15 protein-coding genes and 1 pseudogene are annotated in these 14,983 nt (G+C 43.6%); 6 read left to right on the top strand and 10 right to left on the bottom strand.

Annotated elements, in window-relative coordinates; genetic code table 11:
* Positions 1–52: 52 nt before the first annotated feature.
* From VMX18_00385 to VMX18_00360, 6 genes are all read right to left on the bottom strand, one after another.
* Entirely contained in the window at positions 53–640 is a 588-nt protein-coding gene (locus tag VMX18_00385) for a hypothetical protein (GenBank protein HUT21847.1), read from the bottom strand.
* Between the two features lie 4 nt (positions 641–644).
* Positions 645–1,550: a C39 family peptidase gene (locus VMX18_00380; protein HUT21846.1), complete on the bottom strand. Its 906-nt coding sequence runs from the start codon at positions 1,548–1,550 to the stop codon at positions 645–647.
* Between the two features lie 3 nt (positions 1,551–1,553).
* Positions 1,554–2,171 carry a DUF4230 domain-containing protein gene (locus VMX18_00375; protein ID HUT21845.1) on the bottom strand — a complete coding sequence of 206 codons (618 nt, stop codon included), beginning with the start codon at positions 2,169–2,171 and terminating at the stop codon, positions 1,554–1,556.
* Positions 2,168–4,399, bottom strand: a complete 2,232-nt coding sequence (locus VMX18_00370) for an Ig-like domain-containing protein (protein HUT21844.1) — start codon at positions 4,397–4,399, stop codon at positions 2,168–2,170. Before VMX18_00370 ends, VMX18_00375 begins: the two co-directional genes overlap by 4 nt.
* Before the next feature lie 6 nt (positions 4,400–4,405).
* Positions 4,406–6,343 carry a fibronectin type III domain-containing protein gene (locus VMX18_00365; protein HUT21843.1) on the bottom strand — a complete coding sequence of 646 codons (1,938 nt, stop codon included), beginning with the start codon at positions 6,341–6,343 and terminating at the stop codon, positions 4,406–4,408.
* 71 nt (positions 6,344–6,414) lie between these two features.
* Complete coding sequence (locus tag VMX18_00360; GenBank protein ID HUT21842.1) at positions 6,415–6,693, bottom strand: DUF5654 family protein; 279 nt, start codon at positions 6,691–6,693, stop codon at positions 6,415–6,417.
* Positions 6,694–7,004: 311 nt separating this feature from the next.
* Here VMX18_00360 and VMX18_00355 point away from each other — a divergent pair, with 311 nt between their 5' ends.
* A complete protein-coding gene (locus VMX18_00355; protein HUT21841.1) occupies positions 7,005–7,238 on the top strand; it encodes a hypothetical protein in 234 nt (77 codons plus the stop codon).
* Positions 7,239–7,242: 4 nt separating this feature from the next.
* Positions 7,243–8,829 carry a 2,3-bisphosphoglycerate-independent phosphoglycerate mutase gene (gene gpmI / locus VMX18_00350; protein HUT21840.1) on the top strand — a complete coding sequence of 529 codons (1,587 nt, stop codon included), beginning with the start codon at positions 7,243–7,245 and terminating at the stop codon, positions 8,827–8,829.
* A 48-nt stretch (positions 8,830–8,877) separates the two neighbouring features.
* On the opposite strand, the gene VMX18_00345 is transcribed toward gpmI, so the two are convergent.
* Positions 8,878–9,201: a DUF4389 domain-containing protein gene (locus VMX18_00345; protein HUT21839.1), complete on the bottom strand. Its 324-nt coding sequence runs from the start codon at positions 9,199–9,201 to the stop codon at positions 8,878–8,880.
* A gap of 139 nt (positions 9,202–9,340) precedes the next feature.
* On the opposite strand from VMX18_00345, the gene VMX18_00340 reads away from it, so the two are divergent.
* The 4 genes and pseudogenes from VMX18_00340 to VMX18_00325 all read left to right on the top strand — a co-directional run bounded on the left by VMX18_00340 (position 9,341) and on the right by VMX18_00325 (position 12,838).
* A complete protein-coding gene (locus VMX18_00340) occupies positions 9,341–9,547 on the top strand; it encodes a HypC/HybG/HupF family hydrogenase formation chaperone (GenBank protein HUT21838.1) in 207 nt (68 codons plus the stop codon).
* A 382-nt stretch (positions 9,548–9,929) separates the two neighbouring features.
* Positions 9,930–10,970 carry a hydrogenase formation protein HypD gene (gene hypD, locus VMX18_00335; GenBank protein HUT21837.1) on the top strand — a complete coding sequence of 347 codons (1,041 nt, stop codon included), beginning with the start codon at positions 9,930–9,932 and terminating at the stop codon, positions 10,968–10,970.
* Between the two features lie 45 nt (positions 10,971–11,015).
* Positions 11,016–11,984 (top strand): hydrogenase expression/formation protein HypE, encoded by a 969-nt coding sequence (gene hypE / locus VMX18_00330; GenBank protein ID HUT21836.1) that lies wholly within the window; start codon positions 11,016–11,018, stop codon positions 11,982–11,984.
* Positions 11,985–11,989: 5 nt separating this feature from the next.
* Positions 11,990–12,838: pseudogene (locus VMX18_00325) on the top strand (hypothetical protein).
* Between the two features lie 38 nt (positions 12,839–12,876).
* Here the strand turns inward: VMX18_00325 and VMX18_00320 are convergent.
* From VMX18_00320 to VMX18_00310, 3 genes are all read right to left on the bottom strand, one after another.
* A complete protein-coding gene (locus VMX18_00320; protein HUT21835.1) occupies positions 12,877–13,134 on the bottom strand; it encodes a hypothetical protein in 258 nt (85 codons plus the stop codon).
* 284 nt (positions 13,135–13,418) lie between these two features.
* Positions 13,419–13,655 carry a hypothetical protein gene (locus VMX18_00315; GenBank protein HUT21834.1) on the bottom strand — a complete coding sequence of 79 codons (237 nt, stop codon included), beginning with the start codon at positions 13,653–13,655 and terminating at the stop codon, positions 13,419–13,421.
* A 36-nt stretch (positions 13,656–13,691) separates the two neighbouring features.
* Positions 13,692–14,942, bottom strand: coding sequence for a hypothetical protein (locus VMX18_00310; protein ID HUT21833.1), 1,251 nt, complete (start codon positions 14,940–14,942; stop codon positions 13,692–13,694).
* Positions 14,943–14,983: the final 41 nt, after the last annotated feature.

Below are 14,983 nucleotides of genomic sequence, written 5' to 3'. Positions count from 1 at the left end.
TTTTTATTTTTGATTTTAAATTGGAAAACTCCCGCTAACCATAAACGGTTGTTCATGACATTTTTTTCTCCGCGGCCGCCATCTGTTTTTCGATTACAGCATCCATCAACTTTTTCAGCGCTCCTTCGCCAAACGACGGCAGCATCGAAGCGCCTATGGCTTCAAATGGACGCAAATCCATGACCTTATCTTCTTTTGCCTCACCGAAATACCAATTTAACTTTCCATATTCATCAATCAAATACAATTTGCCGTTTGTTGGAATGGGATCTGATTTTCTGGTTCGAATTCCGACCGGTAAAAAATCGGCCAAAGCGATTTCATCAACTATTTGCTCAAAATGCAATTTGCGCTGATCGGGAAAATTCAAGGCTTTTTTATTTCTCAATCTGTCAAAAGCGTTTTCCATTTGTTTTCTGGCTTCCGGATCGCCCTCTATTAAATCTTGAGAATAAATCACAATATTGGCGGCCGGGTCGACGTCCATGTCAATCGCCCGCCAAAAAGATTTGATTATTTTTTCATCTTCCGAGCTGATTTTATCCAGCTCAAAACTGGACAAGACCGGCCTGATATTTTTTTTACCGGGTCTTCGAGCGGGTTTGGCCGCCGGCAAAGATTCGCGAATCGATTCAACCATATTTTTATTGATTGGGTATCAAATCCAAAACGTTTTGCTCGACTCTGAGCAAATCCCTCCAATCAAAGCCTTTGGCAAAAAGCTCTCTCGCTGAATAAATTCTGGATTTATGACCGTTATTAATTAAAAATACTCTGGGATCGGTGAAACTTCGCAAAATTTTATTGTTATAGATCGCGAAATTTTGTCCGGGAAATGACAAAGCCGATTTTAAATCAGTGCCGGATTTCATTTCTTCGGATTTTGAAAAGCCGTCTTTGTCCGCGTCGCTCCAGCCCGAATGTCTAATGTCGTCATGCGTGAATAAAACAACTTTGGCGCCTTCCTGCTGATTGGAATAATTCAAATCATGAATCGCGTTCATCATTTCATCGAAATCGTATCGCCAATCATGACCATGAATAGTACCCGGTTCATTAACAATGAATTCTTTGGTCGAATCATCATACCCCTTGATTATAACCACGTGATAAATCGGACCGGCCCCGCGAAAATTGGGATTTGACAAGCCGCGGCCGTAAACCGGCACCAACACCGGACGATTATTATCAATTTCATTTTTTATCGCCGCCAAAGTCGAGTTATTTTTCGTGTCCGTTTCAAAAGCGAAAAAATTATTGATAATATGAGCCATTTGATGAGCGTCCGTGTCTTTATTGTACCCCCAGAGTTTATTTTCAATACTCACTACGGCTAAAATTTCTTTTTTGGGATCGGCAATATAATTTTTGCCTTGATAAAAATTATCCAGCATGACAATGGCCGCTTCTTCACACGCTTCGTCAAACGGCGAGTACCAGCCGTCGGGAGCTTGCACCGTGAACGGCACGTCGATGTTTTTGTTCGCCGCCAAAACGGGCAAGGCCGAAAACAATATAAACAACCAAAAAAATATCATCAGTCGCTTCATAGACTATATCCCCTCGTTTTTTTCATTATTTTTAAAACGAACTTCAATCTCTTTATCCTTAACCACCAGCTTCAATATTCTGGTAATTTCCGCCACCGCGTTTTCATCCGCTATTTTTTGCAAATTTTCTTGTTTCGCCGCGGCTTCGGCCTGAACGGTCAGCTCTTCCAAGGCTTGATTATAACCGTCGTCGCTGTCCAAAAGCCGCTTTAATATGCCTTGCTTGTTTTGCACGTCGATTCTGCCGACCAGACGAGTATTGTAAATTTCCGTTTGCGGCAAATAAAGAATCACTTTATTCAATTGAAAATCAACATCTTCTTCTTTGACTTTTTGCAAATCAATTCCCATACTGACCTCTACCACGCCGCGAGCTTCGATCGTTTGACCGAAGAACAAGTCTTTCCAGGTGCCCTGGGTGTTTTCAATGGTGATCGGTTCGTCAAAAACATATTTCTCGCTGATTAAAAAACCCTGCGCGTGAAGAGTCGTCAAAATAACCTCAGCGGTCACGAGGCGTTGAGTCTTTTCCGGCTTGGCCACTGACCAACCCACATACATACTTGCTCCGATCAAAGCGACAATACCCAAAATCAATAACGCGTTTTTTAATTTTTTCATATTTTGTTAAAATTTCGCGTTGCCTTTTTTTTGGCCACGCCAAATATTAATATTACAATCGCCAGATTAACGATTAATAAAAACAAATTAAAATAAGTCCTGTCCAAAATAAATTCGGCCAAAACGATAAAGCAAGCGATCATGGCCACGGTTTTTTGCGCGAAAATACCGAATTTGATCAATCCGTTCGGCAATTTTGATTCTCCGACGTGCTCCATCGCCACGTTTTTGGCGATAATGCCGATCGGCTCGGTCACTTCAATCGTCTCATTGTCGGGAGAATATTTGTAATGAGGTTTTCTGACAAAAATTTTATACGAACCCTTTTTCGCTCTGAAACTGTAATGGCCGTTTCTGCCCGTGATTTGAGTGGCGACGATTTTGTCCGTCTCAATATCTATCAGATGAACCACGGCCAGCGGCACGGGACGATTCGTTTTCGCGTCAAAGACCAGACCATCCTTGTGTTGCTTTCGAACAAAAGCCATCGGACTCCAGAGGAACAAATAAACCAACCAGCGCAGAGAAACCAAGGCGTTCAACAAATTGACCAAGGTGGCGATCAAAGCGGCCGGGAACAAGACATTGGCCGCGAACCGAGTGACTCCGGGCAAACTCAACGTCTGAGCCAACGATTTCATTTTGAATTTGATCAGTTTGCCGAAAGATTTGATATATCCAATCGCGCCGCCCGCGGTCGCTAAAGGTTTCGGCAGAGCGAGCAATTCAATCGAGGGATTTATTATCGACCCGTTGTCGAAAAAAACTTCTCTTGTTTTATAGCCTTCCTTTTCTATTTTGATTTTATATTGTCCGGGCGCGGTCAAAAAACCGAAAGAGCCCTCAAGATCGCTTTGCGACGGATTGGCTTGCGAAAAAGCCGAACCCGGCCAAATCGCGTTGGAGGTATCATCCGTTAACATTATTGTCGCGTCCGGCACGAATGACTTTTCCCCGCTTATCGTCTCATAAATATCACCCCAGGGCAAAACATTGACGGCGAAATCCACCGCGTCGATGGAACCGTCCAGATACCTGATAATGATTTTAGCGGGATAAAATCCCGGTTCCGCATCGCTTTGGAGACTGACTTTATACAACAAACCGTCGCTGGTTTTCGCGAATTGATAAATCGATGAACCGATTGCCAATTGCGCGTCTTTAACCGGCTTTGATAAGGCGGAGGCGTTAAATTCCGCGGTAAAGACGCTCAAAGGCAAAATCGAAATGACGCCGGTCTTGCTCTGGAGCAAAGGCACGGTGTGCGCGGCCGCCCAAAATTCGACTTGAGACAAATCAAGCCTCAAATCTTGCGGCACGGTAACCTCCTCGGACATAAAATCCGCGGGTAAAACGGGCTCTTGATCGATTGCTTTGCCCGTTGAAAATGAGTAAAAAAATGTCGGCATGACATTCCCTTTTAAGTCCGCGACTTTTATTTCCACGTTAATCGTGTCATTTTCAAAAAAATCATAGAGCGGGTCAATAATTATTTTATAATCATTTTTGTCTCCGGTGAAATCAAACGACACTTCTTCGTCAACGGCGTAACGCACACCGTCCACCACGACCTTGACCGTGGACAAATCAACGCCAGCCCCGTCATCGACGATGTTAAAAGCCACTTTGGAATCCCAAGCCACGTTCTTGGCGGATACCGCGGGACTGATATTTTCCAATCTCGGCGGGGACAAATCTTTGTCGCAAGCCATTGCCAGAAAAGAAAAATTCGCGCCCGAGGCCGCTGTCAAAACATCCTCGCTGTTGAGGTTGGCGACATTGCTGTCGGTCGTCAGATTCCGTTGAAAATAAAAATTGAATTCGGTATTTTGAACTCCCGGCTTGCTTTTGAAGACAATCGAGCCGAAAATTCCGGTGCCGTTGAATACTTGCAAAGAATCAAACCCGGTCAAAAATATTTTGCCCGAAGGATCAATTTTATTACCCGGATACATTTCATACGCGCCACCGGTTTTTATTTGGATGCCCGGAGCGGGCGACTGATCGATAATCTCAATATCGTCCGGATTAAATTCAATAATGGCGTCCGCCGCTATCGTGCCGGCGCCTTCGGTATCAATCATGATATCGAGCGAATTTTCGCAATTCGAAGACATTGAGCCTCCGGCAGGGGCAAAATAAAATTTGGCGGCCAAAGCGTCTTGCCCGAAAATCAAAATCACGGCCAAAAACAGCAGGATAAATGATGATTTAAAAATGCTTTTCATATCAACTCAGTCTCCCCATTTATAAAAATTCGCCGACAGGACGCTGAAATCCAACCCATTAACCACGTAATCTTGATTCAAATCAACGTCAACATCTCCGGTGTATATATTATTTTCCATGGCCGCGATATCCAATCCGTTGACGTAATTGTCTTTGGATCGCTGAACGTCTCCGGCCAAAAGGTGAAAAGTGTCGCCTTGCGTAAAGTCCAAAAAATTATTTCCATTGATTCGAATGTCCAAACCGTAAAGCTTTTTTTTCAAATGAGACAAGCCCTTAAACGTGGAATCGTAGATTCCCGGTATTAAATCATCAATGACCAAATCAGCCTCGCCTTGGGCGTTTGTTTCCACCAAATAAAGATTTGAAGAAAAATTTTCTCCGGGTGTTTTAAAAGTCACGACCGCGCTCGTGTCCCAATTGCCGATTTTCGGGACTCTTTTCTCGGGCTTGGCTTTAATCGTCAAATAATGTTTCGGAATCAAAATCGTCCAACTGAACGCGCCGGATGAAAAATTCCCGGATCCGTCATAAGCGAAAGCCGAATAATAATATATCACTCCCAGCGCAAGATTATTGTCGTAGGCGATTTGAGCGGCGCCGCCGTAAACAAAGTCTCCCTCGGACGGATAAGCCGGATAACCGGCGAGACTTCTTTTTATGGTCACGCCGTGAAATTCGGGATAAATGGGGTTTTCCCAGGTTAATATCGCGCGATAATTTTCAACATCGGATTTAGCGTCGAAATTTTTCACGTTCGGCACGAACAATTCTTCACTTTTGGTGGTGAAATAATGGCCGGTGCCAGTAACTTCATTTTTGAATTCATCTTCGGAAGTGACATTGAAATAATATTTGGTTTCGGCGCGAAGTCCGTTAAGATGAATTACATGTTCGCGAACAAAAGCCTCATCGTAAAAAAAACCGGTCTCAGCTTCTTCGGTCAGACCGAAGTCCACTCTCGAATCCGCTTCTCTGTTTGATTCCCATAAAACATCCGCCGAATGAGCGGTAATATTTCTGACTCGAATATTATAAACAAACAACTCTTCCACTTCCGGCAAGGTGGTAAAAGAGAGATTTCCGGCGATTGCCTGATTGCCAGATTGATCCAAAGAGATTATTTGAAAATAATAAACGGTATCGGGTTTCAAATTCATTAAATCAATCGAGTGCGACACAACGAACGAGCCGTTAAAAACGGAAACCGCGTCATGAGCGCGATCCAATCCGTATTCGACTCTCGAATTCGCCGCTTCATTGGTCACCCAGGTAATCGTGGCGGCATAAGGAGTAATATTGATTACCTCGACATCTGAAATAATCGGGGGCGTGGTATCTCCGTAAATCCCGCTGCCCGACTCCACCACGGTCGAGCCGACACTTACCGTGGTATCGGCTATGGCCACGGAAATGGTCTTGCCGTCGCCGAAATCCCCGGCGATCAAAACATCGTAAGAGCCGACGACCGCCGGATTTTCTATGTCATTTGCGCCGGTGTCCGTTTGCGACCCAATGCCTAAAATTACGGTATCGCTTGGCGCGATTTCATTGATGCCGGCATTGGTCGGCGGCATTAAAAACAAAACATTGCCGGCGAAAAACGCCCCCCAAACATTGACGCCAGCGGCAGCAGCCAAGGCCTCGGATGTTTCGGAACCGCTGATCGGACCGTGAGTCAAATCAAGGTCACTGAAATCAAGCCCGCTGACATTAAAATCCAAAGCGAATCCGATGGTAATGCTTGAAGCGGGCGCGTGAACGCCGGACGGCGTTTTGAAACTTATGGTATGGTTTGATTTTGCTCCGGGTTGATGCGAAGACACGGAGTCCGAGGCCGCGTACAATTCGGCGGCCAATGTTTCTTGACGCCAAAATCCGTTGCCGACCAAAGCAACGGTCATCAACACCATTATTGCGGCGATCATGAATTTTCTCCGCATAATAAAAAATAAAAGATGTTTAGATTATAGCATTTTTTATACGATTCGTCGGGCGAAGTTGTTGATATTATTTATTTGTCCAATTTATCAACCACGTTTTTGGCGCGCCTGATCATCCGGCCGAATTGGATGGTGACAATTACCACAATCGCGGTTATGGCGACCGCGTAAATCAATCCGGCGACCAGATTGCCGGAAGGCGCCGGAAAAAACTTATTGAACAACGCCTTAATGGCGTCATTCCAAGCCAAGGCCGCGACCAAACCAAAGCCCGCGATAATAAGCGCGGACAATTTCTCAAGCACTTCAAGCTTGATGGATTTTTTTTCGTTTTCTTTTTCTTTTTGCATATATATTTGGAGAAAAGATTGCTTCATTGCTTCATTGTTTTATTGTTACCAATTACAATCTTCCATTTAGCTTCTAGGTTATTTGTTTCGAATTACAACATTCTCAGGCTTAAGGATATAGGTGAAAGTAATTAGTAAGAATCGTTTAAAGCTAATCAGCTTTTTGTAATTCGTAATTATATATCAATCGGCCTACTGGATGATTGTAATTAGTAACAATGCTCCATTGGCTCCATGAACATTATACCACTTAACTTTTTGATTTAATAACTCAAATCAAGTATAATTTAATTGAATTAATAAAAATACTTATGGACACCTTGAAACAAAAATCCATCGAGCAATATTTTGCCGATTACAAAGTCACGGATCCGGATCAAAAAGCCAAACTTTTGCCGGATTTGACGCGCATCATTTACGATCGCAACATTTACGTGGTGCAGGCGGAAAAAACGGACGATGGATACAAGAAAACTCAAATAATCAAGGACGCGACGGATCTGGACAAAAAAATAGACGAAATAATCAAAGAAATAAAAGCTTAATATTATGCAGTTATCATACAATCCCGTTGTTTTGATTGTGCTGGACGGCTTTGGCATTGCCACTCCCGGCCAATCGAACGCCATCAGCCTCAGCTCGGCTCCGTTTTACAAAAAACTCATCGGATCTTATCCGACCATGCTGCTTGAAGCGTCCGGCGTGAACGTGGGACTGCCTTGGGGTGAAGTCGGCAATTCCGAAGTGGGCCATTTGAATATCGGCTCCGGCGTTCTTCATTATCAAAGCTTGCCCAGAATCGATAAAGAAATCGAAGACGGGAATTTTTTCAAAAATGAAAATCTGCTTGCGGCCGTTCAAAAAGCCGTTCAAAACAAATCGAAAATTCATTTGATCGGCTTGCTCGGCAACGGAGGCGTGCACGCGCACCAGCGGCATTTGGAAGCGCTGATAAAGCTTTGCAAAGAAAACAAATTGAAAAAACAAACTTTTTTACATCTGTTTCTTGACGGCCGCGACTCTGCCAGAGACTCCGGCGCGGGATTTTTGGAAGACATCATGAAATTTTGCAAAAAACAAAAATGCGGAGAGGTCGCTTCGATCACTGGGAGAATTTTCGGCATGGACAGAAATAAAAATTGGGATAAGACAAGCCAGGCTTATTCGGCCATTGCCGAAGGCAAAGGAGCCATTTCCACCACCGATCCGTTAAAAACGTTAAAAGAGTCTTATCAAAATCAAATATTCGACGAAGAATTCCCGCCTTGCGCTGTGGTGGACAAAAAAAACCAGCCGCTCGCCATGGTCTCCGAAGAAGACGCGGTGATTTTCTTCAATTTCAGAGCTGATCGAGCCGTGCAATTGACGCAAGCTTTCGTTGAACCGAATTTTGATAAATTCCAACGAAATTTCATTGACGGACTGACCTTCGTCACTTTGACGGATTACAAAACGGGTTTGCCGGTTAAAGTCTCCTATCCGCGGCAAACCATTGCCAATCCCTTGGCCAAAGTCTTCAGCGACAACGGTTTCAAACAGCTCCATATCGCGGAAACGGAAAAATACGCGCATGTCACTTATTTTTTGAACGGACAAATCGAAGAAAAATTCCCCGGAGAAGACAGAATGCTCATTCCGTCGCCGCTGGTTGACAGTTATGATAAACAGCCTGAAATGTCCGCCAATATAGTGACCGATGAAATATTAAAAGCCTTGGCTTCGGATAAATATCAATTCATGGCCATTAATTACGCCAACCCCGACATGGTCGGCCATACGGGCAATTTGCAAGCCACAGTCTCAGCCGTTAACGCAGTTGACTCATGTTTGGAAAAAGTCATTTCCGCGATTTTGGCCAAGCAAGGAATGGCCTTTATTGTCGGAGATCATGGCAACGCCGAAGAATTGGTTAATCTTCAAACCGGCAAAATAGACAAAGAGCACAGCATTTATCCGGTGCCATTCATCGCCGTGAGCAATAAACACGCCGGTCAAACCATTCAAACCGGTGAAAACGGGGATCTTTCCTTAAACAGCCCGCTGGGCATTCTCTCTGACGTGGCGCCCACAATTTTAGCGCAAGTCGGCATTCCCCCGGCTCCGGAAATGACCGGAACCAATCTGCTTCAAATGTAAATATAAAAAATCAGCGTATTTTTCATCGCTGATTTTTTATTTCGTCGATTAAACCTTATCGCCAATGAATTTCGGCCTTTCATCAGTTAAATTCGATAAATACGAATTCCATTCGGTCATGGTTTTGAAAAATCTGACGTTTTTCTTCCACATGGCTTGATGTTTTTTGCCTAAAATCAACATGTACCAAAAATGAACAAAATTTACCAAGCCGATCCAAATCATCCAAACATAAAGCACCCAAACGAGCACGAATACCCAGAGAAATCTAAAAATAAACAGACGAGAAATCTTTTCTCTCCAAGGAACCTCAACTTTTAACTGCATTTTTGAAGACTCGCTTGATGGAGCCGGAGTGGTGTCACCATTCATAAAATTTGAAGTTAATAATGTTTCTGTTAAAATTATAGCATCTTAAACAATTATCATCAAAAGTTATCAACATAACGTCATGGAGCATGAATCATGAAACAAAAGGACATATAAACCAACCTTAATCCCTCTTAAAATTATGTGCTTAGCCATTCCCGGAAAAATTGAATCAATGGATAAAACAAGCCAAACCGCGCTGGTTGATTTTAACGGCCTGAAAAAAAGAGTTAATATAAGCCTGATAACACCAAATCCGGGAGATTTTGTGATTGTGCACGCGGGGTTTGCCATTGAAATTGTTGATAAAAACGAAGCTGATGAAATTAAAAAGCTCCGGCGCGAATGACGCGCGGGAACTTCAAGAGTCAAGATATGCTGCCCCTACTTGGAGGTGGGCTCGGGCTTTTGAATGATCATTTCTGCCAGGCGATCTACCAGGCCTCGGTCATGGAAAATTCTCATCCAATCCTCATCAGTGCCTCCTCTGGCAAAGACGGCCTTAACTATGATGTGGCCGGCCTGTGACATCTTCCTCTGTCTCGCCCTCTCTTCCCAGTCTATCGGCGACCCACCACTTCCAGCCACACCAGGCCTAAACCCATACCCAGCCATCATTATCCCCCTTATAATACAATAACTCCATGTATTGACACAGCGCCTGCAGTAAGTTTTATTTATTATAACATTTACTATAAAAAATTCAATAGATTCGCGATTAAATAACATTCATGCAAAAAATCATCAATAAAATTAACACACTCGCTTCTCAAATCAACCGCCCGGTCACACTGATGGAACTCTGCGGCACGCATTCGCAAACCGTGGCCAAGTACGGTTTGAAAAGTTTGCTTCCGCCAAACGTTGAGCTTATTTCCGGGCCCGGCTGTCCGATCTGCGTCACCGATCAGACTGACATTGATGTTGTCATCGGCCTGGCGGAAAACGATGTGCCCATCGCCGTTTACGGCGACGCTCTATCCTTGCCCGGGACAAATTCAAGCCTTGAAAAATTAAGGCAACAAGGCAAAAAAATCGAAGTGGTTTACTCCACTCTCGACGCTGTAAAACTCGCTGAACAAATAAATGATTTGGCGTTTTTTGGCATAGGATTTGAGACCACCACACCCATGTCAGCCTGGGCGATCAAGCAAGGTTTAAAGGTATATTCAGCTCACAAACTGTTCCCGCCGGCCATGGCCGCTTTACTTTCAAGCCCTAATATTCAAATCGACGGATTCCTTGATCCGGGCCATGTTGCGGCCATTATCGGAGAGGAGCCTTTTAAGCAATTTAATGTGCCGCAAGTGATTTCAGGATTTGAACCCGAAGACGTCTTGCTTTCGATTCAGTGGTTGCTTGAAATGATTGTCAGCGGAAAAAATGAACTCAAGAACGAATATACGCGCGTCGTACGACCCGAAGGCAATATTGAAGCGCGAAAATTAATCAATGAAGTCTTTGAAATTTCAGATGCGCGCTGGCGCGGCCTCGGAAACATACCAAATTCAGGCTTAAAAATTAGAAAGGAATTTCAAAATCAGGATACCGAGTTTATTCATCACGATTTAATTGAAAATATAAGAAAAAACACCGAATATAGGCCAAGCGCCTGCATTTGTGGTAAAATACTGCAAGGTCTGGCCAAACCGGCTGACTGTCCCCTTTTCGCTAAAATTTGCACACCGGAAAACCCGCAAGGGGCTTGTATGGTGTCGGTTGAGGGATCTTGCCAAATTGAATATAAATATAAAAATTCTACCCCACTTTAGTGGGCCTTTGTATTCACCCACTAAAGTGGGGTAGAAATTATTAATATGATTGACCTTGACCACGGCGGCGGCGGATTCAAAAACAATGAACTTATCCGCGAGCTCAGGAAAATCATTAATCTGAAAACAAACTGGACCAACACCGAAGATGACGCGGCGATTTTCGATTTGGGAGACAAAAAGCTGGTTTTCACCACTGACGCTTTCATTGTGGATCCGATATTTTTTCCGGGCGGCGACATTGGCAAAATCGCCGCTTGCGGCACGATAAACGACTTGGCGGTGATGGGCGCCAAACCGCTGGGATTATCGCTGAGCATTGTGCTTGAAGAAGGTTTTTCTAAAAAAGACTTATTCAAAATCGCCGAATCGATTGATAAAATTTCAAAGTTAACGAATATTCCCATTGTCACCGGTGACACCAAAGTGATGGAAAAAGGCAAAATCGATAAAATTGAAATAACCACGGCCGGCGTGGGCTTGGTTGAAAGAGTGATTGACAATGGCGGAGCCAAAGCCGGCGATAACATCATAACTTCCGGAGATTTGGGCGAACATGGACTGACGCTTCTCGCCTATCGCTTTGACTATCAAACCGATTTAATAAGCGACTGCCGGCCGCTCTTGGCCGAGTTTCAGGCGGTCGGGCATCTTCTAAACGCGGCCAAAGATCCGACTCGCGGCGGCGTGGCCGCCAACATGAATGAAATCGCGGCCAAATCAAAAATAAAAATTGTTTTGGATGAAGACAAATTGCCTTATAAAAAAGAAGTTTTTGCCTTGACCGAACTTTTAGGCATTGAGCTTTTTACATTGCCCTCCGAAGGCCGCTTTATCGCCGCGGTCAGTCCTCAAAACACTGATGAAGCATTAAAAAAGCTCCAAGAATTCAATCCCGAGGCCAAAATTATTGGCAAATGCTTTGAAGGCGAAGGCGTTTTTTTGAAAACAAAACTTGGATCGGAAAGACAAATCGAAGAGCCGAGAGGAAAATTGATTCCGAGGATTTGTTAAATTTTATGCAAATATCCATTCAAAATCCCACAAAATTCGAACAATTAAAAAAATCCATTCAAATGGATGGCGCGAATGGATTACACTTTTTATCGGACTTCGACGGCACCCTGACTTATGGCACAATTGACGGGGTCAAAACTCCTTCCATTATTTCAATGCTGCGCGACGGCAAACATCTGACCGAAGATTACGCGGCCAAAGCTCACGCACTGTTCGATCATTATCATCCGATTGAACTTGATCTAAGTATTTCAATCAACGAAAAGAAAACGGCAATGCGGCAATGGTGGGACAAACACGACCGTCTGCTGATTGAATCCGGACTGTCAAAAAACGATTTGGCGGATATCGTGGCCAACGGACATTTGAAGTTTCGAGACGGCGCGATGGAATTTCTGACTCTGCTCAATGAAAAAAACATTCCTTTGATTATAATGTCCGCCAGCGGCTGCGGAGACGCCATTCCCATATTCTTCGAAAAAAATAAATTGAATTTCCCGAATATTTATTAGGTGACCAATAAATTCGAGTGGGATCAAAACGGCAAAGCCTTGCGTCCGCTCGAGCCGATCATTCACAGTTTAAATAAAGACGAAACGGTCTTGAAAGAAATTCCGTCGGTTTTTGAAAAGATTAAAAACCGTCCCAATGTCATTTTGCTCGGGGACTCTCTCGGAGATCCGGGCATGGTCAAAGGATTTTATTATAAAAACATGATTTCTTTGGGTTTTCTTAATATTGAAAACACGGCGATGAAAAAAGCGTTTGACGAAAATTTTGACGTTGTTTTGACCGGCGATGGTAATTTTCAGTTCGTAAATGAATTAATGCGAAAAGTTATTAATCACTAATTTAAAAACCCGCAAGATACGTTCATCCGCGGGTTGAATCATTTGTTCCGCCACTCGCTACCCGTGGCCAGCAAGGCGAAGAACTCGTTGGCCGCCGCTTCGGAGATTGGCCCCAGAATCGTATTGCCTGGTAGCCGCTTTACTTCCTCAAAACTGATGCGACGTTCCTTCATGATTGCCGCGACCACTCTTTTGATGGCCAAGCCAACCTTGCGCAGCCAGGCTCGCGAACAATCAGCGAATTCCCTAATTTCTTTTTCCACCTGGTATTTAAGATAAACCTCATTCAAGGTCATGACCGTCCTCCTCTGTTTTCACCCGTTAATATAATATTTAAGCAATTTTGCATAATTAAGTCAATCCTTGATTTTTTCTTTAAAAAAGAATGCTCCGCCACGTGGGGAGGAGCAAGAGAAGATGACGGGTGACGCGCGGCACGTCGGTGGCATCAGGTGATGCTAATTCAGGTGACGTCGGGTCCAAACTCTTGAACTTTACGCGCGTCACCCGTCGTATTTAAACTTAATTAATTTACCAATATCTGTCAAATTTAAAACCCGCGCGAAATGATCCGAACGGGCTATGTTTCCAGAGCGATTCCCGCCGCCAAAAGCGTCATAAAGAAAAATATCAGACAAACGCTGACTGGCAAAATGACGTAGGACTCCACCAATGCGAACGGACCATGGACAGTACTTCGAAGTTCTTCATACCTTTCACGGTCCTTGACCGCGCCGAAAAGAAATATGATGTTTTTGGTCGCCTGCCATCCGGAATATATGGTGAGCATGGCCAGCAATGCCGCCAGAAACTTCATGATCGCCCTCCTTTGTTGAAAGCGAATATTATAATTTTACAAAAATAAAGTCAACTGCCCCAAACTCAAGGCATTGTCTCCCCGATCGATGTTTTCAGCCATGATTAAGCCATTATTCATGGCAATTTGACTCATAATTCGATTATTGGCCATTCCACCGCTAAAATAAATCGGCAAATTCGGATCAGTTCTTTTGGCTATCTCAATCAAGCCTTCGATAATATATTTTTGAACTGTCGCCGCCAGTCTGCCCTTATCTTTATCTAAATTCTCAAGCAACCATTCAAATAAATAAGAGGTGTTAAGGACATATTGCTTCATTGCTCCATTGCTCCATTGTTCCTCGGTTTCTTTGTTTCTTTGTTCTTCAGTTATCACAGGCTCCAGCTCAAAAGGCTGCGTTGAATTTTTCTCCAGCAAGTCAATGGGCTCATGCTTGTATTTTCTCTCATTGCCGCAAAATCCGAGCAAAACCGAAACCGCGTCCAGCACCCTACCCGCGCTTGAAGTCTCCAGTGAATTAAATTTTTGTTCACGCATTTTTACCAATGTATCAAATTGTTGTTCGGTGTAAAATGCGCTAAAAATCGGCCAAACCTCAGCCGGCTTTTTTATATTTAAAAGTATGGAAAGTAGCATTCGAGCCGGCTCTTTAATGGCCGCGTCGCCTCCGCACAGCAACTGGTTTTCAAGATGCCCGATTCGCGTTAGTTTATTTTTAATATTTGATATTTGATATTGAAATACTTCTCCTCCCCATATTTTGCCGTCCAACCCAAGGCCGGTGCCGTCGCAGGCTATGCCTAAAAATTTTGTCGGTAGAGTCATATCTCCATGCTTTCGTCGTATTCGTAAAGTATTCGTAGATTCGTATTCTCCTTGTTTTCGCAGGATTGGTAAATCTTTGGTAGATTCGTAGCCCGCAAATTGATCAAATACAGCCGAATAAACGTGCGCTATATGGTGCTGGACTCTTTCCAGGCGGCAGTTGAATTTAAGAGCCAATTCTTCGCCCAATTTTGAGGTTTTATAGGCCGGATGAAGGTCAACGCGAATAATATCGGGAATCAGGTTATTTCTATCAATAAGCTCAAATAAAGCCTTTTTATAGACATCAAAACGCTCTTCCTCCAATAAATCGCCAAAATCTGAGCAATAATAAACTTTTCCGTTGATATAAACGGAGAAATTACCCGCCGATTCGGGTCCGAGAGCCAAAACGTTCTTTTTTTCAGCTAAAAGCAGGTCAAATTCTTTAATTTTGCATTTTGATAATATTTCAGTCATGTCTTTATTATGACAAACATTTTAGAAATAAAACACCCAAA

Source organism: Candidatus Bipolaricaulota bacterium (genome assembly GCA_035528115.1).
Classification (GTDB): domain Bacteria; phylum Patescibacteriota; class Patescibacteriia; order UBA11705; family DATKZF01; genus DATKZF01.
This window is presented reverse-complemented; position numbering and strand designations above follow the sequence as displayed.